The following is a 16,909-nucleotide window of genomic DNA, read 5'->3' on the forward strand; positions in this document are numbered from 1 at the left end:
CCGCATGCCGAGCGGCGCAGATGGACAAAGTTTAACTTTTGCAGCGCAGCATCCGCGTCCTAGATTGGAAGAATTCCAATCTAGGACGCCGGCCATGCCCACCTCAGCCGCCCTCGCCGCCCCTACCCGCTATGATCGCGTCGCCAGGGCGCTGCACTGGTCGATCGCCGCCCTGATCCTGGCGGCCTTCGCTCTCGGCCTGACCGTCGACGCCTTTCCGAAGACCTGGAAATACGCGGTAACCGAGCTGCACAAGGTGATCGGCGTCACCATCCTGCTGCTCGTGCTGCTGCGCGTCGCCTGGCGGCTGGGCCATCCGGTCGGCGCGGCCGCCGAGCTGTCCGGCGGGATGCGCCGCGCAGCCGCGGCCGGCCATGCCGGGCTCTATCTGCTGATGCTCGCCGTGCCCGCCATCGGCATCGCCTTCTCGCTGCTGCGCGGACAGGGTCTCGATTTCGGCTTCGCGGCGATCCCGCCGCTGATGGAGGCGGCCGCACGCACGGTCAGCCGCCCCGTCAAGGAAGTGCATGAACTCGCCGCCTACGCGCTGATCGCGCTCGCCGGCCTGCATGCGCTGGCCGCGCTCTGGCACCATCTCGTCCTGCGCGACTCGGTCCTGCGCCGCATGCTGCCGGAGCACTGATCGTCCCCGACGGCGCCGGCCGGGCTCTAAACCAGAGGCGAAAGACCGATTACCGATCAGATTGACTCAATCTGATCGGATCCGGCTCCAGCGGCGCTCGCGCGAGGTGCAATACGGCAGCGGCCGGCGGTCGCGCCTCTCAATCCGCCGCCTGCTTGCGGGCCTCCGACAAGAGGGCGTGCGCGCCTCGCACGGCCTGATCGAGCGACAGCAGCTCACCCTCCTGCGGATCGAAGCAGATGCCCTTGCAAGCCGCGACGAGGGCCGCGGCTACGGCGTAAGCGAAGGCCCCCTCCACGAAGCTCGCGCCCCAATAGAAGGCGACGACGCGCGCGATCCCGTCCGCATGCGAGCCGAAAAGCTCGACCTCATCCTCGAGCTCTGCCCGATCAGAGACGTCGATTTCGATCCCGGCCTGCATCTGCGCCAGCCTGCCCGGCTGAAATCCACCGACGTCATCGAGCGAAAAATCCTCGTCGAACGAGAGCTCGAGGCCGAGACGCCTGGCCTCGGCCGCGATCGCTCCGCCCGTGGTCGTCATTCCAGCCGGCAAGCCGACAAGCAACTCCATGGACATCGTACCCTCCCCCATTGAGCGGCCAGCCAGCCGCATGTTCACTATTTGTTCTCAATGAGCTATTGTCAAGCGAATCGCGTCCGGGCCGCCGTATCAGGAAAGCGCCGTCGCCGATCGCCGCCGTATCGACATGGAAGGGCGTGGCCTCGTTCAGGCGACCGCCCTCAAAGCGCAGCAGTTCGGCGAAGGGCTGTACGAGGGCCCTGTCATTGCTGCGCGCCGTGATGCGCAGGCTGCAGGTCATGAGGACGCTATCGCCTGTCCTCGCGCCTGTCGGCCCATCGACCGACAGCGCGCTCCAGGTAGCGCGACAGCGAAGACACGCTCCAACAGGTCCATGGCGGACAGGCCGCCAGCATCGGCATTCATCGAAAAGCTCGGAGTCGGCGCGGACGAAGCAGCCGCGACGGCTCCAGAGCCTGTGTCACGAATAATCGCCACCTGCTTCCTGCACTGGTGGCGATGCGAGAGATCAGCCGCGCGCTTCGAGCGCCTTGACGATGGCGTCGCCCATCTCGGTGGTCGAGACGGCGTTGGCGCCCGGCGCGGCGATGTCCTTGGTGCGGGTGCCGGCGCCGAGAACGTCGGCGATCGCGCCCTCCAGCCGGTCGGCCGCCTCGCCTGCGCCGAAGGAATAGCGCAGCGCCATGGCGAAGGAGCCGATCATCGCGATCGGGTTGGCGAGGCCCTTGCCAGCAATATCGGGAGCCGAGCCATGCACGGGCTCATAGAGCGCCTTGCGCTTGCCGGTCGCCGGATCTTCGGCGCCGAGCGAGGCGGAGGGCAGCATGCCGAGCGAGCCGGTCAGCATCGCCGCGACGTCGGAGAGGATGTCGCCGAAGAGGTTGTCGCAGACGATGACGTCGTACTGCTTCGGCCAGCGGACCAGCTGCATGGCGCAGTTGTCGGCGAGGACGTGCTCGAGCTCGACGTCCTTGTACTCGGCGGCGTGCAGGGCCGTGACCGTCTGCTTCCAGAGCACGCCGGTCTTCATGACGTTGTGCTTCTCGGCCGATGAAACCTTGTTGCGGCGGGTGCGCGCCAGCTCGAAGGCGACGCGGCAGATGCGCTCGATCTCGGGCGTGGTGTAGAGCTGGGTGTCGACGCCGCGCTTGCTGCCGTCCTCCAGGGTGACGATCTCTTTCGGCTCGCCGAAATAGACGCCGCCGGTGAGCTCGCGCACGATCAGGATGTCGAGACCTTCGACCACCTCCGGCTTCAGCGACGAGGCCGAGGCCAGCGCCGGATAGCAGATCGCCGGACGCAGGTTCGCGAACAGGCCGAGATCCTTGCGCAGGCGCAACAGGCCGGCTTCGGGACGATGCTGATAGGGCACATCGGCCCATTTCGGCCCGCCGACAGCGCCGAACAGCACGGCGTCGGCTTCCCGGGCGAGCTTCATGTCGCCTTCGGAGATCGCCGCCCCGTGGGCGTCATAGGCCGCGCCGCCGACGAGGCCGCGCTCGAGCGAGAAGGTGGCGAGGCCCTGCCGCTCGAACCAGGACACGATCTTCTCGACCTGCCCCATCACCTCGGGGCCGATGCCGTCGCCGGGGAGCAGCAGGAGCTTGTGGTTCGCCATGGGAAGCCTCGCGGGAGCTGTCTGTCGCGGGGCAAGCGGCCCCTCGCGGGGCTGACTACGGGCGGATCGCTCGCGACGCAAGCGGCAGGCTGGACTCGGCCGTCCCGGCCGCCTATCCGTGAAGCGTCTCAACGGGGTGCCCGCAACCGGGCTGAGAGGGGCGCGAGCGGCGCCTCGACCCGAAGAACCTGATCCGGATCGTGCCGGCGGAGGGATTGAGCACCGCTATCCTGCAGCGGACGACGTCCCCTCCCGTCGCGGTCAGCCGTCGAGCCCCGAGGGGATGTGATGAGGTTGCTGAACCGCCGGACAGGCTCGCTCGTCGCCGCGCTCACGTTGCTTCTGCTGGCAGCTCCGGCCGCGGCTCAGGACAGGCCCGTACTGACCGTCTACACCTACACTTCCTTGACCGGGAAATACGGCCCCGGCGGCAAGGTGAAGGACGCCTTCGAGGCGCAGTGCGGCTGCTCGCTGCGCTGGGTCGCGAGCGACGATGCCGGGTCGCTGCTCGCCCGCCTGAAGCTCGAAGGCGAGACGACCATGGCCGATCTCGTCCTCGGCCTCGACATGAACCTCGCCGCCGAGGCCCGGGCCACCGGCCTGTTCCGGCCGCACGGCCAGGACAGCACCGCCCTCAACCTGCCGATGCCCTGGCACGACGATCTCCTTCTGCCCTTCGACTGGGGGCATCTCGCCTTCATCTACGACTCGACCAGGCTCGCCGTTCCGCCGCAGAGCCTGAAGCAGCTCGTCGACGATCCCAAGGGGCCGACGCTGGTCCTGCAGGATCCGCGCACCAGCGCGCCTGGCCTCGGCTTCCTGCTCTGGATGCGGGCGGTCTATGGCGAGCATGCCGACGAGGCCTGGACCAAGCTCAAGCCGCGCATCGTCACCTTCACCAAGGGCTGGTCGGAGGCCTATGGCCTGTTCCTCAAGGGCGAGGCCGAGATGGTGCTCTCCTACGCGACCTCGCCGGCCTATCATCTCAGCGTCGAGAAGAAGACGCAGTACAAGGCCGCGGCCTTCGCCGAGGGCCACTATCTCCATGTCGAGCTCGCCGGTGTCGTCCGCACGACCAGGCAGCCGGAGTTGGCGCAGCGCTTCCTCGCCTTCATGCTCTCCGACACCTTCCAGGCGCTCATCCCCGAGGGCAACTGGATGATGCCGGCGAAGCGGCCGGCCGCAGGACTGCCCGCCGCCTTCACCGAGGTGATCCGGCCGGAGAAGACGCTGCTGATCGCGCCCGAGACGGTGCGCAGCCAGCGCCGCGCCTTCATCGATGCCTGGCTTGCAGCGACCACCCGCTGAGATCGTGCTCCACCCGGCCAGGCTCACTGCGCTCGCCATCCTCGCTCTGGTCTGCGGCTCGCTGCTCGGGCTGGCAGGAGCCGGCTCGGGCGCGGCGACGCCAGCCCCGCTCGGCCCCTATCTCCAGCATATCGCGGCCTCCGCGGCCGTGCAGGCGGGGCTGTCGACGCTGCTCTCGCTCCCGGTCGGCACCGCGCTGGCGCTGGCGCTGCTGCGCCGCCGCTTTCCCGGCCGCGATCTCCTGCTCGCGCTGCTCGCCTCCGCCGCCGTCGCGCCCACCATCGTGATCGCCTTCGGCATCGTCGCCATCTATGGCCGCTCCGGTCTGCTCGGCACATTGTCGGGCAGCCTCGGCCTCCAGGCGCCCTCGATCTACGGTCTGCACGGCATCGTCCTCGCCCACCTCGTCATGAACGCGCCGCTGGTGGCGCGCGCCCTGCTCCATGCCTTCGAGCGCGAGCCCGGTGAACGCCTGCGCCTCGCGGCGGCGCTCGGTTTCTCGGCGGTGGACTGCTTCCGGCATCTCGACTGGCCGCTGATCCGGCGCGAAGCGCCCGCTCTCGCTGTGCTGGTCTTCCTGCTCTGCTTCACCAGCTTCGCCATCGTGCTCGCCCTCGGCGGCGGGCCGGCCAATGCCACGCTCGAGGTCGCGATCTACGAGGCCGTCCGCTTCGAGGCCGATTTCACCCGCGCCGCCGCGCTGGCAGCCCTGCAACTCGCGCTCTGCCTCGGCCTGGCGGCCGGGCTGGCGGCGCTGACCCCGCCGATCCGCGACGAGGCGGCCGCGGACCGCCAGGCGTCCCGGCCCGACGCCGGCGCGCTGCGGGGTCCTGACGGCTTCGTCCTCCTGCTGTCGATCGCCCTGATCGCCCCGCCGCTGCTGAGCGTCGCGAGCGGGCTTGCAGCGCTGCCGCTGCTCGCCTCGGCGGAGGTTGCCAGGGCTGCCGCGACGAGCGCCGTGATCGCCGCCGGCGCCGGCCTCGCCGCCTGCCTGCTCGCCCTGCTGCTCGCCAGCGCCGCGCGCAGCAGCCCGCGGGGCACGCGCCTGCCGGACCTCGCCGCCTTCGCCATGCTCGGCCTGCCGCCCTTCGCCTTCGTCGCCGGCCTCTATGCCCTGCTGCGCGGGCTGGCGGATCCGGCCCTGCTCGGCCTCGGCCTGGTGCCGCTGGTCAACGCCCTGATGGCGCTGCCCTTTGCCTATCGCCTGCTGTGGCCGGTTTTAGCCACCGGCGCCGCGCGCTACGGCCGGCTCGCCGACAGTCTCGGCCTGCAGGGCTGGAACCGGCTCGTCCTGGTCGAATGGCCGGCGCTGCGCGGCGCGCTCGGTGCCGCCTTCGCCTTCGCCGCCGCGCTCTCGCTCGGCGATTTCGGCGTTGTCGCCCTGTTTGGCGGCGGCGACCTTACGACCCTGCCCTATCTGCTGGCGAACCGCCTCGGCGCCTACCGGACCGACGAAGCCGGCGCGCTCGCTCTGCTGCTCGTCCTGTCGGCCGGCTGCCTCGCCTGGCTGGCGCAACGCTGGAGCCGGCGCCATGCTTGAGATCGAGCGCCTCGCGCTGCACTATCCGGACTTCACGGCGCAATACGACCTTACGGTCCCGGCCGGGGCGCTCTGCGCCGTGATCGGCCCCTCCGGCGGCGGCAAGACCACGCTGCTGCACGCCATTGCCGGCTTCGAGCGACCGAGTGCCGGCCGCCTGCGCTTCGCCGGCCAGGATCTGCTGCCGCTGCCGCCGGCGGCGCGTCCGGCCTCGATCCTGTTCCAGGATCACAATCTCTTCCCGCACCTGACGGCGGCGCAGAACGTCGCGCTCGGCCTCAAGCCGTCATTGCGGCTCGATGCGGGCGAGAGAGATCGGGTGGCAGCGGCGCTGGCAGAGGTCGGCCTCGCCGATCTCGCGGCGCGCTTTCCGGCGGAGCTCTCCGGCGGCCAGCGCCAGCGCGTCGCAATCGCCCGCGCCCTGTTGCGCGGCAAGCCGCTGATGCTGCTCGACGAGCCCTTCGGAGCGCTCGATCCCGGGCTGCGGCGGGACATGATCGGCCGCGTCGACGCACTGCGGCGCGCTCATGGCCTGACAGTGCTGATGACGCTGCACACGCCGGAGGACGCGGCCGACACAGCCGACCTCTTCGCCTTCGTCGCCGAGGGCCGCGTCCAGAGTTGCGGGCACTGGACGAGGCTCATCGCCGAGGATGGGCCCGAGCCGGTGCGGCGTTTCCTCGGGCTCTGACGGGGTCCCCCGCTCAGACGCGCCCGCTTTTCAGCGCGCGCAGCACCTTCTCGCCGGGGCGGCCGGTCTGCGGCATACCGATCCGCGCCTCGACCTCCTTGATCGCCGCCCGTGTCAGCGCGCCGACGGCGCCGTCCGGCTCGCCGACATTGTAGCCGCGCTGGATCAGCAGGCGCTGCAATTCGCGGCGCTGCTCGCGCGAGAGCGGCAGGTCGTCGGTCGGCCACTGCCCCTGCACGCCCGGCCGGCCGCGCAGACGGTCGGACAGGAGCGAAATCGCCAGAGCGTAGGAATCCGCGCCGTTGTAGCTGTAGGCCGCGTCATAGTTCTTGAAGACCAGGAAGGCCGGTCCGCTGCGGCCGGCCGGCATCAGGAGGCCGGCATTGCCGGAGCCGGTCAGCGCCGAGCCGTCGAACTTGACGATGCCGCGCGCGGCCCAGGACGAGACCGGCTGCTTCGGATTGCGGCCGCTCGGGCCGGAATAGCCGTCGGGCACGCGCACCTCATAGCCCCAGCCGGCGCCGGTGACCCAGCCGGCCTTGTCCATGAAGTTCGCCGTCGAATGCAGCGCATCGGGGATCGAGTCGACGAGGTCGCGGCGGCCGTCGCCATCGCCGTCGACCGCAAGGCGCAAATAGGTCGAGGGGATGAACTGGGTGTGGCCGAAGGCGCCGGCCCAGGAGCCGAAAAGCCGCTCAGGGCGGACATCGCCACGCTGGATGATCTGCAGCGTCGCGATCAGCTCGCCCTTGAAGAAGGCGTTGCGGCGCGGCGCCAGGCAGGCCCCGGTCGAGAGCGCCTGCACCAGCGGCATCTTGCCTCGCGCCTTGCCGAAATCGCTCTCGACGCCCCATACCGCGGCGATGGTGTGGCGGTCGACGCCGAAGCGCTGCTCGGCGGCGGCGAGCGTCGAGGCATGCTGGCGCATCATCGAGCGACCTTCGGCGACCTTCTCGTCGTCGACCAGCGTGCCGAGATAGTCCCAGATCGGCGTCTTGAACTCCGGCTGGTTGTTCATCGCCTCGATCACCTTCATGTCGGGCGTGACGCCCGCCATGGCGCGGTCGAAGGTGGCGCCGGAGACGCCCTTGGCGGCCGCGGCCGAGCGCAGCCCCGCGACGCAGGAGTCGAAGTCGGCACGCGCGCTGGTCGCGGCGGCGAGAACGAGGGGCAGGGCCAGGATCAATGTGCGCATAAGTCCACCGAATCGCAGGATTGATGCAAAACTAGGGCGAGGTGCTTAAGGGAGGTTAACCACGAAGCCGGGCGCGCCCGGCGCCGAAACCCGCTATGTCTGCGCTCCTCCGAACGATTCGCCGCCAGGCCCCAATGCCCACCGCCGCCACCGAAGCGCTCGGCTTCTGCGCCGCCCTGCTCACCACCTTGTGCTGGCTGCCGCAGGCCTGGCACACGATCCGCACGCGCGACACCAGCGGCATTTCGCTGTGGACGCAGGCGCTGTTCGCCACTGGCATCGTGCTCTGGCTGGTCTATGGCGTGCTGATCGCATCCTGGCCGCTGATCGGCGCCAATTCGGTGACGCTGGCGCTGGTCCTGGTCATCCTGACGATGAAGCTGCGCTACGGCTGAGCCATCCATCCTTCCGAACCACCCCTGCCGGGAACCCGCCATGCCCGCCCTCAGCACCGCCCATCTCTTGCCGATCGGCATGCTGATCGGCTCGAACGTGTTCATGACCTTCGCCTGGTACGGCCACCTCTCCTACAAGAGCTCGGCGATCTGGATGGCGATCATGGCGAGCTGGATGATCGCGCTGCCGGAGTATTCGCTCGCCGTTCCGGCGAACCGCATCGGCTCGGGGGTCTATTCGGCCGCCGAGCTGAAGACCATGCAGGAGGTGATCACGCTGTGCGTCTTCGCCGGCTTTTCCGTCTTCTGGCTCAAGGAGCAGCTGACCTGGAGCCATGCCGTCGGCTTTTCGCTGATCGCCGCCGGCGCCTTCTTCATCTTCCACGCCAAGGCCTGAGCGATGGCGCCGGTCCCGCATTCCGGCCACCCCGCCGTCGAGACCTATCTCGCCGAGGGCTATGAGCGCGTCGTCGGCATGTCCTCGCGCTTCGCGGCGGCGATCTGCGCCCGGCTGCTGCGGTTGCAGACGGAAGAAGGCGTCGCCGGGCCGATCGCCGAGATCGGCGCCTTCGAGGGCCGCTTCTTCATCGCCCTGGCCCATGCGCTCGAGCCCGGCGAGATCGCACTCGGCATCGACATCTTCGAATGGCCGAACCCCGAGGTGAAGGACCGTTTCGAGGCCAACTGCCTGAAGCACGGCATCGCCCCCGAGCGCCGCCGCACCATCAAGGCCGATGCCGGAGCGATGGGGCCGGCCGAGCTGATCGGCCATGCCCGCGGCGAGAGGCTGCGCTTCATCCACATCGACGGCGAGCATTCGCGCGCGGCGCTGAGCAAGGACCTCGCGCTCGCCACCGCCTGCCTGGCCGAGGGCGGGCTGATCGTGCTCGACGACATGCTGCACCCCGGCTACCCGACACTGATGGTCGCGGTTCAGGACTATCTCGCCGCCAATCCCGGCATGGTCCCCCTCTGCGTGATCGACCGGGAGACGATCGTCGGGGCGACCAAGTTCGTGCTGTGCCGGCGCGATTGGTTCGAGCGCTATCAGGGCGCGATGCTGACCATCTTCGCGGAGCAGATCTGGCCGCTCGGAGCCGATTTCGAGCCACATTGGTGCCTTGTTCTGTCGCTCGACACCCGGCTCGCCGCGATCACCTGATTCGATCCGGCCTGCCCGAAGGATACCCGCCTTGCTCAAGCCGACGACGCTCGCCCTCTGCCTCGCCGCCCTCTCCGGCGCGGCCCTTGCCGGCCCGACCTGCGCGCCGGGCGACGCGCGGGCCCGCATCCTCGCCTCGGCCTCGCCGGACGATCCCCATCGCGATTGGCGGAGCGGAAACCGGGTCGGCTATGGCTGGTCGCTGCAGGTCGAACGCAGCGTGCGCGACGCGGCCGGCACGGAATACTATGTCGGCGACCTCTACGACACACGCGGGCAGCTCGCGACCCGCAAGGTCTATGTCGTCGAGCGCGAATGGGATTGCGGGCCGTGAGCCTCAGCGCGCCGGCCGGAGCCGCAGGATCTTGCCGCTGGAATCGTCGGTGAGAAGGTAAAGAAAGCCGTCCGGCCCCTGCCGGACGTCGCGGATGCGCTCGCCGAGATTGCTGAGCAGGCGCTCCTCGCCGGTGACCTTCTCGCCATCGGTCGAGAGCCGGGCCAGCAGCTGGCCGGCGAGCGCGCCGACGAAGAGGGAGTTCTTCCAGGCCGGCCATGCCGCGCCGGTGTAGAAGGCGGCGCCGGAGGGTGCGATCGACGGGTCCCAGTAGAACAGCGGCTGCTCCATGCCGGGCTTGCTCGTGCCCTCGCCGATCTTCACGCCGGAATAGTCGATGCCATAGGTGATGACCGGCCAGCCATAGTTGCGGCCCGCCTTGGGCGCGTTGATCTCGTCGCCCCCCCGCGCGCCGTGCTCGGCTGTCCAGAGCTGGCCGGTCTGCGGGTGGAGAGCCGCTCCCTGGACATTGCGATGGCCGATCGACCAGATCTCAGGCTGCCAGCCGGGCTTTCTCGGATTGCCGTCGGCCGCGCCACCCTCCGGCCGGATGCGGAGGACCTTACCGATATGGTTCTCCGGGTTCTGCGCCTGGTCGCGCTGGCTATAGCGGTCGCCGACCGTGACGAAGAGCGCGCCGGCGCGGTCGAAGACCAGCCGCGAGCCGAAATGCATGTTGCTCGCGATCGTCGGCATCTGCCGGAAGATCACGCTCAGCCCCTCCAGCGCGTTGCCGTGGGCGCTCAGCCGGGCCCGGGCGACACTGGTGCCGTTGCCGTTGGCGCGCGGCTCGGCGAAGGAGAGGTAGAGATAGCGGTTCTGCGCGAAATTCGGGTCGAGCACGACGTCGAGCAGGCCGCCCTGCCCGCGCGCCACGACATTGGGCACGCCCGAGATCGGCGCCGAGAGTTTGCCGTCGCTGCCGACCAGCCGCAGCCGGCCTGGCCGCTCCGTCACCAACATGCGCCCGTCCGGCAGGAAGGCGAGGCCCCAGGGATGCTCCAGCCCGCTCGCCACCGTCTCGATCGCGAGCTCGCCGGCGCTCGACGGGTAGCGCTGCTGGGCCGCTGCAGGGACGGCGAGCCCGAGCGCGAGAGCTGCAGCGAGAACGAAACGCATCGGCATCTCCTGATGGTGATCGGCGCCGGCGGGCCCCTTCGAGACTTTGCGCAGCCCCGCCTCGGTCATTCCGGGGCAGGCCGAAGGCCTGAGCCCGGAACCCATGAACAGTGTCGGCAAGGAGCGACGCGCGACAAGTTGAGCCCGATCGGGCAAGGCGAAGCCCCGGAAAGACAGAGGAGGTCCCGTGCAAACCCCGCTTCAGGGAGAATGCACGATTCAGGCTCCGGTTGCTTCGAGCTCACGCCGAAGTGAGACGACCTGCGACGTCCCATCGAGCGTGACGTCGGCATTGGTGACCACGGCGCCGGCTGCGACGTCGCGCGTCAATCTCACGCCATGGGCGAGCCCGATCGGCAGCGCCTTCGCCGCGCGGCTGGCGGCCGCCGGCATCAGCTTGCCATAGACGGTGTAGCCGCCCTCGCCGTCGAGCATCTCGCCGGCCCGTAGGTCGCGCTTGGCGGTGGCGACCGCATCGCCGCGCCAGAAACGGGTCGCGCCCGTGGGCTCGCCGCGCAGCGCCGCGTTCAGCACCGAGATCGAGAGCTCGAGCCCGATCAGGTGGAAGGGCTTGTACATCGCCGCATAGAGACCGGTCGAATCGGTCGGCAGGCCGTATTGCCTGAAGCAGGCCGCGGCATAGGGATTCGGCGCCTTCAGCACGACATAGACGCCCCAGCGCAGATCGCGGAAGACCGGCCGGCCGTCCCGCTCCAGCGAGGAGACGACCTCGACCATGCCGTCGCGCTCGAGCTGCCCGCCGGCCGCCCTCGGCCGCAGCACATGAGCGAGGTCGTCGACGCCGCAGGGCGGAAAGGCGAGGCCATCCTCCGGAACGTCGAGCCCGCAGGCATTGGCGATCGCCGCCATCTCGATCGCCGATTTGGTGCCGTCGAGGAAGGAGTTGAACATTTGCGGGTTCATGCCCGCGGCCTTCGCCGCCTCCGGCGCAAGCCCGTAATGGCTCCAGACCTCGTCCGGCGTGACGCGGTGATAGGCCGGCAGGTATTTGGTGCCCTTGCCGGCGGCCGCGACGGTGAAGCCGGCGGCGCGCGCCCAGTCGACCATCTCGGCGACGAGCGCCGGCTGGTCGCCATAGGCCATCGAATAGACCACCCCCGCCGCCCTGGCCTTCGCGGCGAGGACGGGGCCGACCAGGACGTCGGCCTCGACATTGACCATCACGACATGGCGCCCGGCCGCGATCGCGGCGAGGGCGTGGCGAGCGCCGGCGGCGGGATGCCCGGTCGCCTCGATCACCACCTCGACGCCGTCCAGCTCCGCCGCCGCGACGCCGCTGTCGACGAAGCGGGTGGCGGCGATGCGGGCCTCGTCCCAGCCGACGGTGCGGCAGGCCTGGCGCGCCCGCTCGGGATCGAGATCGGCGATCGCCGCGACCTCCAGCCCCTCGATGTGCGGAACCTGCGACAGGAACATCGAGCCGAACTTGCCCGCCCCGACCAAGGCGCAGCGGACGGGGCGGCCGGCCTCGGCGCGCGCGGCGAGCTTGGGCATCAGGTTCATGGGCGGGTCTCCGCATACAGGGTCGTCATGGTCGGTCTCGCGCCGACCATCTCGGGACGAGGAGGCGTCCCGACGTGTCCGAGCTTCTCGGATCTCCGCTTCGCTCCGTCCGATAATGACGGCGGCCGCGGATCACTCCGGCTTGACGCCGGCCTCCTTGATGATCTTCTCCCAGGTCGCAATCTCCTGCTGATGGTAGGGCCGGAAGGCGGCGGGGTCGCGGACCTTGAGGGTGAAGCCGAGCTTGAGGATCTGCTCGGTGACGGCAGGCTTGGCGATCGAGGCCATCACCGCCTTCGACAACGTCTCCAGCACCGGCGCGGGGGTCGCGGCCGGGGCGAAGAAGGCGGCCCAGCTGTCGGCGTCGGCATTCGAGACCCCCTGCTCGCGGAGCGTCGGAATGTCCTTGGCGCGCGGGTTGCGCTCCGGGCTCGCCAGCGCGATCGCGCGAAGGGTGCCGGCATTGATCTGCTCCAGCACCGAGGGCAGCGTCGAGTTGGCGATGTCGATGCGCCCGCCGATGATCTCCTGCACCAGCGGCGCCGCGCCCCTGAACGGCACATGCGTCATCCTGATGCCGGTGCGCTGCATGAACAGCTCCATGGCGAGGTGTGAACCCGAGCCGACGCCGGTCGAGCCGTAATTGAGCTTGCCCGGATCGGCCTTGGCGAGCGCGATCAGCTCCTTGATGCTCTTGGCCGGCAGGTCGTTGCGCACGACGAAGGCGTGCTCGAAGGCGCCGACGCCGCAGACCGGGGCAAAATCCTTGACCGCGTCGTAGCCGGGCTCCTTCAGCAGGAACATGTTGTTCCCATGCGTCTGGTTGTTGCCGAAGACGAAGGTGTGGCCGTCCGGCTCGGCCTTGGCGACCGCGCGGGTGCCGACCGCGCCCGAGGCGCCGGCCCGGTTGTCGACCACGACGTTCTGGCCGATCGAGGTCGAGAGATCCTGGGCGACGAAGCGCGCGATCGCGTCGGTCGGCCCGCCCGCCGGATAGGGCACGACCAGGGTGATCGGCTTCGACGGATAGCCCTGCGCCCGGACGATGGCCGGAGCGAAGACGGCGCCGGCGACGAGGCCGAGCGTGGAACGACGGGTCAGCGACATGAATTTCCTCCCGGCAGCCCGCTTGGGAGACGGGCTTTCGCGGCAGGATTAGGGGCAACGCCCGATTTCGTCCAGCCGCCTGGAGCTTTCCAGGCGCTCAGCCTGGCGATATTGCATCGCTGCTGCTAGGCTGGCGCGGACAGCCGTGCCGCGAGCGAATTTTCTCGCTCCAATCTGCTCCAAGAGCGCAGGTGCCCAAATGGCGATCCGGCCCTTCATCCTCGAGCCGAATTACGACTCGTTTTTCGACCGCGCACGGGTCGGACAACCTGCGCAGCTTCGCATCAGGCTGAAAGTGACGCTTATACCCCTCGATCCCTCCACGGCGTGGGCCAGAAGCTCCCATGCAGCCAAACGTCCGGGATCGCCCCGGGGGCCGCTCCCCCCGTCTCACCTGGCCGCGAGCGAGGCCGACTTCAAACGCGGCAGTGTCGTCGACGCCGGCGGCCAACCCGTCCCCTGCCGCAGCTGGCTCGTCGGCGAATGGCGGGAGTTCACCCGGCGCTTCAAGAGCATCGTCGAGACGGTCTGGAACAACCAGATGGTGTTCCTCCCCACCGAAAACGGAGACAGCTTGAGCGACGCCGACTTCCGGCAACTGATCGGCGATCCGAGAGTGCCGGCACATGTCGCCGGTGTGCTCGAAATCGATCTGCAGCCCCCCGGTGCGGATAGCCACGCCATCATCGAGGTCGCGCATCTGGCCAATCCGGGCGCGACCTTCCGGGACCGGATGACCCGCATCACGGATGAGAGCATCCAGTACGGAGAGCACAATTTCACGGCCGGCAGGGCGCGCGGAATCGGCGGGAAAACCGGGCAGTTCGCTGCCGCGCACGAGGTCGGCCACTGGCTCCGCAATCCCGGATCGAAAGTGTTCGACCACATCGACCGGTCCTATGCACGCGCGCTTCCCAGAGCCCAGCGAGACAACGCGCAATATGGCCGAACGCTCGGACGATATTATTCGATCATGGGCGGCGGGACCGTCGTGACGGAGCATGATGCCACGCCGTGGCTTTCGCGCCTGCGCCGGCAAACACCGATGCAACTCGGGTGGATGTATGTGCACAGGATCAACTTCCGCCGCGGCCCGGACGACGTGTCGGCTCGTCAGAAGATGCTGCTGCTGGCTGCCGGATTCATGCCCAAGCTTCTGCAGCCGGGGCAAATTCCCTAGCCGGGTCAGGCGGAGAAGCCCGCCCGCTTCAGGCGCTGCACCGAGACGTCGAGCGCCTGCAGGAAGGCAATGCCCTATTCCGCACCAGCCAGCAGCGCCGCGCCCGCGCCGTCTATGACAGCGTCGCCAGCCGTCGCCCGGTCGTCGGGATCCTCTGTGCCGAGATGGTCGCGCTCGCCGTGTTCGCGCTGGCTACCGGCGCCTTCATCGGCCTGCGCGCCTGGCTCGCCCTGCCGAACTGAGGCCGCCGCCATGGGACAGTTCAAGCCGCTGCCGCTCGCCGGCGAGAGTCATCTCTTCCTGGTCGGCCAGTCCAGCCGCGGCTTCTGGGTCGCGCGGGATCTCGAGGGAAGCGAAGGCATCTTCCGCAACCAGAAGGAGGCGGTCCGCTTCGCCCTCTCCGAGGGCGGCCATCCCAATGCCGTGCTGATCTCGCCGAACGGGGTCGAGCCGAGCTATGGCCTGGGCATCCGTTGACAGGATGCCTGCAGCCGACAAGGCCGGCCGCGACATCGACCGGGCGCTGCTCGCCATCTTCCTGGAGGCCGCCGGCGCGCTGATCGACCAGTTCGCCGGTGCCGGCATCACCGACCCGGCCGACATCGCCCGCCGCCTCAACCGCCGCGGCTTTCCCTGCTTCGGGCGGCCGCGCTGGAGCGCCGGCGCCGTCGCGACTGTGCTGCGCCGCCGGGAGCGTCTGCGCGAGGCTGCCTGATCGCCAGCCTCGCTGTCATTCCTGTCGTTTCTGGCGGACATCAAGCACTGTCGCTTGCAGTGGCCGCGCGGGGGCCCTAAACCACGCCCCGCGCCCGCGCGGGGCGCCTTTGCCCTCCCGGAGACCTGGACCCATGGCTTTCCTTGCCGACGCCCTGAAGCGCGTGAAGCCGTCTGCGACCATCACCATCACGCAGAAGGCGCGCGACCTGAAAGCGCAGGGCAAGGACGTGATCTCGCTCTCCGTGGGCGAACCCGATTTCGACACGCCGGACCATATCAAGGAGGCGGCGATCGCCGCCATCCGCCGCGGCGAGACCAAGTACACGCCGGTGCCCGGCATCCCGCAGCTGCGCGAGGCGATCACCCGCAAGCTCAAGCGCGAGAACGGGCTCGACTACAAGCCGAGCCAGACCATCGTCTCCACCGGCGGCAAGCACGTCATCTACAACGCGCTGCTCGCCACGCTGAACCCGGGCGACGAGGTGATCTGCGTCGCGCCCTACTGGGTCAGCTATCCCGAGATGGTCGCGCTCTGCGGCGGGACGCCGACCTTCTGCGAGGCCAAGCTCGAGAACAACTTCAAGCTCCAGCCGGCCGATCTCGAGGCCGCGATCACGCCGAAGACGAAGTGGCTGATCCTGAACTCGCCCTCGAACCCGTCGGGCGCCGCCTATACCCATGCCGAGATGAAGGCGCTGACCGACGTGCTGCTGCGCCATCCGCATGTCTGGGTGCTGACCGACGACATGTACGAGCACCTGGTCTATGGCGACTTCAAGTTCGTCACCCCGGCCCAGGTCGAGCCCGCGCTCTACGAGCGCACGCTGACGATGAACGGCGTCTCCAAGGCCTATGCGATGACCGGCTGGCGCATCGGCTATGCGGCGGGACCGCAGCAGCTGATCAACGCCATGGACCTGGTCCAGGGCCAGCAGACCTCGGGCACCTCGGCGATCTCGCAATGGGCCGCGGTCGAGGCGCTGGACGGCCCGCAGGACCATCTGCCGGTGTTCAAGAAGGCGTTCGAGCGCCGGCGCGACCTCGTCGTCTCGATGCTGAACCAGACCCGCGGGCTGAAGTGCCCGACGCCGGAAGGCGCCTTCTACGTCTATCCCGACTGCTCGGAGCTGATCGGCAAAAAGCTGCCGAACGGCAAGGTGATCGAGACCGACGAGGACCTGGTGCTCGGCCTGCTCGAAGCCGAAGCCGTCGCCGCCGTGCACGGCTCCTCCTTCGGCCTCGGCCCGAACTTCCGCATCTCCTACGCCACCTCGGACGAGAAGCTGGAAGAGGCCTGCCGCCGCATCCAGCGCTTCTGCGCCGAATTGCGCTGAGACGCATCGACTTGTGAATTGCCGCAAGCGCGCCAACAGGCTAGCGCTTGCGGCATGGATCGCCGCTCCTTCCTGCTGAGCCTTGCCACGCTTGCCCTCGTCGGGCCAGCACTGGCGCAGTCCGCCTTGCCCTCGCTCCCCGTCCGCGAGGCGCATGAGGCGGCCAAGGCCGGCAAGCTCGTCCTCGTCGATATCCGTACGCCGGAGGAATGGACCGACACCGGCGTGCCGGACGGCGCGATCAAGCTCGACATGACCGGCAGCGGCTTCGAGGTCAGGCTCGCGGCGCTGAAGCTCGACCATCCCGGCAAGCCGATCGCGCTGATCTGCCGGACCGGCAATCGAACGTCGACCTTGCAGAAGACGCTGACTGCGCGCGGCTGGAAGGACCTGATCGACGTTCGCGGCGGCCTGCTCGGCAATCCCAGGGACAAGGGCTGGCTCGGCGAGAGCCTGCCGGTGACGAGCTATCCCTAGCCCCGCAACCAGTGCATGCAGTCG

General features: G+C 69.1%; 19 protein-coding genes and 1 riboswitch. Of the genes, 13 read left to right on the plus strand and 6 right to left on the minus strand.

From position 1 onward, the window contains the following. Positions 1 to 94: 94 nt before the first annotated feature. Positions 95 to 643: a cytochrome b/b6 domain-containing protein gene (locus CS1GBM4_RS06945; protein WP_186417970.1), complete on the plus strand. Its 549-nt coding sequence runs from the start codon at positions 95 to 97 to the stop codon at positions 641 to 643. Between the two features lie 139 nt (positions 644 to 782). Here the strand turns inward: CS1GBM4_RS06945 and CS1GBM4_RS06950 are convergent, their stop codons facing one another. Continuing rightward, complete coding sequence (locus CS1GBM4_RS06950) at positions 783 to 1,262, minus strand: hypothetical protein (RefSeq protein ID WP_186417971.1); 480 nt, start codon at positions 1,260 to 1,262, stop codon at positions 783 to 785. A 430-nt stretch (positions 1,263 to 1,692) separates the two neighbouring features. Next, positions 1,693 to 2,802: a 3-isopropylmalate dehydrogenase gene (leuB, locus tag CS1GBM4_RS06955; protein WP_186417972.1), complete on the minus strand. Its 1,110-nt coding sequence runs from the start codon at positions 2,800 to 2,802 to the stop codon at positions 1,693 to 1,695. A 122-nt stretch (positions 2,803 to 2,924) separates the two neighbouring features. Further along, positions 2,925 to 3,034: riboswitch (TPP riboswitch) on the plus strand. A gap of 56 nt (positions 3,035 to 3,090) precedes the next feature. Between leuB and thiB the strand changes: the two genes are divergently transcribed. The 3 genes from thiB to CS1GBM4_RS06970 are packed head-to-tail and all read left to right on the plus strand — an operon-like array spanning position 3,091 to position 6,341. Next, positions 3,091 to 4,110 carry a thiamine ABC transporter substrate binding subunit gene (thiB, locus tag CS1GBM4_RS06960; RefSeq protein ID WP_186417973.1) on the plus strand — a complete coding sequence of 340 codons (1,020 nt, stop codon included), beginning with the start codon at positions 3,091 to 3,093 and terminating at the stop codon, positions 4,108 to 4,110. After that, on the plus strand, positions 4,091 to 5,650 hold the full coding sequence (locus CS1GBM4_RS06965; RefSeq protein ID WP_186417974.1) for an ABC transporter permease subunit: 1,560 nt from the start codon (positions 4,091 to 4,093) through the stop codon (positions 5,648 to 5,650). Before thiB ends, CS1GBM4_RS06965 begins: the two co-directional genes overlap by 20 nt. Further along, positions 5,643 to 6,341 carry an ATP-binding cassette domain-containing protein gene (locus CS1GBM4_RS06970; protein WP_186417975.1) on the plus strand — a complete coding sequence of 233 codons (699 nt, stop codon included), beginning with the start codon at positions 5,643 to 5,645 and terminating at the stop codon, positions 6,339 to 6,341. Before CS1GBM4_RS06965 ends, CS1GBM4_RS06970 begins: the two co-directional genes overlap by 8 nt. Positions 6,342 to 6,354: 13 nt before the next feature. Here the strand turns inward: CS1GBM4_RS06970 and CS1GBM4_RS06975 are convergent, their stop codons facing one another. After that, on the minus strand, positions 6,355 to 7,536 hold the full coding sequence (locus tag CS1GBM4_RS06975) for a lytic murein transglycosylase (RefSeq protein ID WP_186417976.1): 1,182 nt from the start codon (positions 7,534 to 7,536) through the stop codon (positions 6,355 to 6,357). Between the two features lie 134 nt (positions 7,537 to 7,670). On the opposite strand from CS1GBM4_RS06975, the gene CS1GBM4_RS06980 reads away from it, so the two are divergent. Genes CS1GBM4_RS06980 through CS1GBM4_RS06995 form a run of 4 tightly spaced genes read left to right on the plus strand, consistent with a single transcriptional unit; the run spans position 7,671 to position 9,427 of the window. Continuing rightward, entirely contained in the window at positions 7,671 to 7,931 is a 261-nt protein-coding gene (locus tag CS1GBM4_RS06980; RefSeq protein WP_186417977.1) for a SemiSWEET transporter, read from the plus strand. A 40-nt stretch (positions 7,932 to 7,971) separates the two neighbouring features. Next, positions 7,972 to 8,328 carry a DMT family protein gene (locus CS1GBM4_RS06985; protein ID WP_186417978.1) on the plus strand — a complete coding sequence of 119 codons (357 nt, stop codon included), beginning with the start codon at positions 7,972 to 7,974 and terminating at the stop codon, positions 8,326 to 8,328. 3 nt (positions 8,329 to 8,331) lie between these two features. Beyond that, positions 8,332 to 9,093: a class I SAM-dependent methyltransferase gene (locus CS1GBM4_RS06990; RefSeq protein ID WP_186417979.1), complete on the plus strand. Its 762-nt coding sequence runs from the start codon at positions 8,332 to 8,334 to the stop codon at positions 9,091 to 9,093. A gap of 31 nt (positions 9,094 to 9,124) precedes the next feature. Further along, a complete protein-coding gene (locus tag CS1GBM4_RS06995) occupies positions 9,125 to 9,427 on the plus strand; it encodes a hypothetical protein (RefSeq protein WP_186417980.1) in 303 nt (100 codons plus the stop codon). Positions 9,428 to 9,430: 3 nt separating this feature from the next. Here CS1GBM4_RS06995 and CS1GBM4_RS07000 read toward each other — a convergent pair whose 3' ends face one another. The 3 genes from CS1GBM4_RS07000 to CS1GBM4_RS07010 form a co-directional block, all read right to left on the minus strand. Further along, the gene (locus CS1GBM4_RS07000; RefSeq protein WP_186417981.1) at positions 9,431 to 10,546 is read right to left on the minus strand and encodes a PQQ-dependent sugar dehydrogenase; all 1,116 of its coding nucleotides are present in this window, start codon (positions 10,544 to 10,546) and stop codon (positions 9,431 to 9,433) included. Between the two features lie 219 nt (positions 10,547 to 10,765). Continuing rightward, the gene (locus tag CS1GBM4_RS07005; RefSeq protein ID WP_186417982.1) at positions 10,766 to 12,070 is read right to left on the minus strand and encodes an SAF domain-containing protein; all 1,305 of its coding nucleotides are present in this window, start codon (positions 12,068 to 12,070) and stop codon (positions 10,766 to 10,768) included. A gap of 132 nt (positions 12,071 to 12,202) precedes the next feature. Then, positions 12,203 to 13,177, minus strand: coding sequence for a tripartite tricarboxylate transporter substrate binding protein (locus CS1GBM4_RS07010; protein WP_186417983.1), 975 nt, complete (start codon positions 13,175 to 13,177; stop codon positions 12,203 to 12,205). 199 nt (positions 13,178 to 13,376) lie between these two features. Between CS1GBM4_RS07010 and CS1GBM4_RS07015 the strand changes: the two genes are divergently transcribed. The 5 genes from CS1GBM4_RS07015 (at position 13,377) to CS1GBM4_RS07035 (ending at position 16,885) form a co-directional block, all read left to right on the plus strand. Next, positions 13,377 to 14,357, plus strand: coding sequence for a hypothetical protein (locus CS1GBM4_RS07015; RefSeq protein ID WP_186417984.1), 981 nt, complete (start codon positions 13,377 to 13,379; stop codon positions 14,355 to 14,357). A gap of 252 nt (positions 14,358 to 14,609) precedes the next feature. Continuing rightward, positions 14,610 to 14,834, plus strand: coding sequence for a hypothetical protein (locus CS1GBM4_RS07020; RefSeq protein ID WP_186417985.1), 225 nt, complete (start codon positions 14,610 to 14,612; stop codon positions 14,832 to 14,834). Between the two features lie 4 nt (positions 14,835 to 14,838). After that, positions 14,839 to 15,072, plus strand: a complete 234-nt coding sequence (locus CS1GBM4_RS07025) for a hypothetical protein (RefSeq protein WP_186417986.1) — start codon at positions 14,839 to 14,841, stop codon at positions 15,070 to 15,072. A 133-nt stretch (positions 15,073 to 15,205) separates the two neighbouring features. Further along, positions 15,206 to 16,408, plus strand: coding sequence for a pyridoxal phosphate-dependent aminotransferase (locus tag CS1GBM4_RS07030; RefSeq protein WP_186417987.1), 1,203 nt, complete (start codon positions 15,206 to 15,208; stop codon positions 16,406 to 16,408). A gap of 54 nt (positions 16,409 to 16,462) precedes the next feature. After that, positions 16,463 to 16,885: a rhodanese-like domain-containing protein gene (locus CS1GBM4_RS07035; protein ID WP_186417988.1), complete on the plus strand. Its 423-nt coding sequence runs from the start codon at positions 16,463 to 16,465 to the stop codon at positions 16,883 to 16,885. Positions 16,886 to 16,909 lie beyond the last annotated feature (24 nt).

The organism is Allobosea sp. CS1GBMeth4, from assembly GCF_900185715.1.
GTDB lineage: Bacteria > Pseudomonadota > Alphaproteobacteria > Rhizobiales > Beijerinckiaceae > Allobosea.

Excerpts from the sequence above, each read along its gene's own strand:
- CS1GBM4_RS06945 (WP_186417970.1), top strand. The coding sequence starts at position 95 with ATGCCCACCTCAGCCGCCCTCGCCGCCCCTACCCGCTATGATCGCGTC.
- leuB (WP_186417972.1), bottom strand. The coding sequence starts at position 2,802 with ATGGCGAACCACAAGCTCCTGCTGCTCCCCGGCGACGGCATCGGCCCC.
- thiB (WP_186417973.1), top strand. The coding sequence starts at position 3,091 with ATGAGGTTGCTGAACCGCCGGACAGGCTCGCTCGTCGCCGCGCTCACG.
- CS1GBM4_RS06970 (WP_186417975.1), top strand. The coding sequence starts at position 5,643 with ATGCTTGAGATCGAGCGCCTCGCGCTGCACTATCCGGACTTCACGGCG.
- CS1GBM4_RS06975 (WP_186417976.1), bottom strand. The coding sequence starts at position 7,536 with ATGCGCACATTGATCCTGGCCCTGCCCCTCGTTCTCGCCGCCGCGACC.
- CS1GBM4_RS06980 (WP_186417977.1), top strand. The coding sequence starts at position 7,671 with ATGCCCACCGCCGCCACCGAAGCGCTCGGCTTCTGCGCCGCCCTGCTC.
- CS1GBM4_RS06985 (WP_186417978.1), top strand. The coding sequence starts at position 7,972 with ATGCCCGCCCTCAGCACCGCCCATCTCTTGCCGATCGGCATGCTGATC.
- CS1GBM4_RS06990 (WP_186417979.1), top strand. The coding sequence starts at position 8,332 with ATGGCGCCGGTCCCGCATTCCGGCCACCCCGCCGTCGAGACCTATCTC.
- CS1GBM4_RS07000 (WP_186417981.1), bottom strand. The coding sequence starts at position 10,546 with ATGCGTTTCGTTCTCGCTGCAGCTCTCGCGCTCGGGCTCGCCGTCCCT.
- CS1GBM4_RS07005 (WP_186417982.1), bottom strand. The coding sequence starts at position 12,070 with ATGAACCTGATGCCCAAGCTCGCCGCGCGCGCCGAGGCCGGCCGCCCC.
- CS1GBM4_RS07010 (WP_186417983.1), bottom strand. The coding sequence starts at position 13,177 with ATGTCGCTGACCCGTCGTTCCACGCTCGGCCTCGTCGCCGGCGCCGTC.
- CS1GBM4_RS07015 (WP_186417984.1), top strand. The coding sequence starts at position 13,377 with ATGGCGATCCGGCCCTTCATCCTCGAGCCGAATTACGACTCGTTTTTC.
- CS1GBM4_RS07020 (WP_186417985.1), top strand. The coding sequence starts at position 14,610 with ATGGGACAGTTCAAGCCGCTGCCGCTCGCCGGCGAGAGTCATCTCTTC.
- CS1GBM4_RS07025 (WP_186417986.1), top strand. The coding sequence starts at position 14,839 with ATGCCTGCAGCCGACAAGGCCGGCCGCGACATCGACCGGGCGCTGCTC.
- CS1GBM4_RS07030 (WP_186417987.1), top strand. The coding sequence starts at position 15,206 with ATGGCTTTCCTTGCCGACGCCCTGAAGCGCGTGAAGCCGTCTGCGACC.
- CS1GBM4_RS07035 (WP_186417988.1), top strand. The coding sequence starts at position 16,463 with ATGGATCGCCGCTCCTTCCTGCTGAGCCTTGCCACGCTTGCCCTCGTC.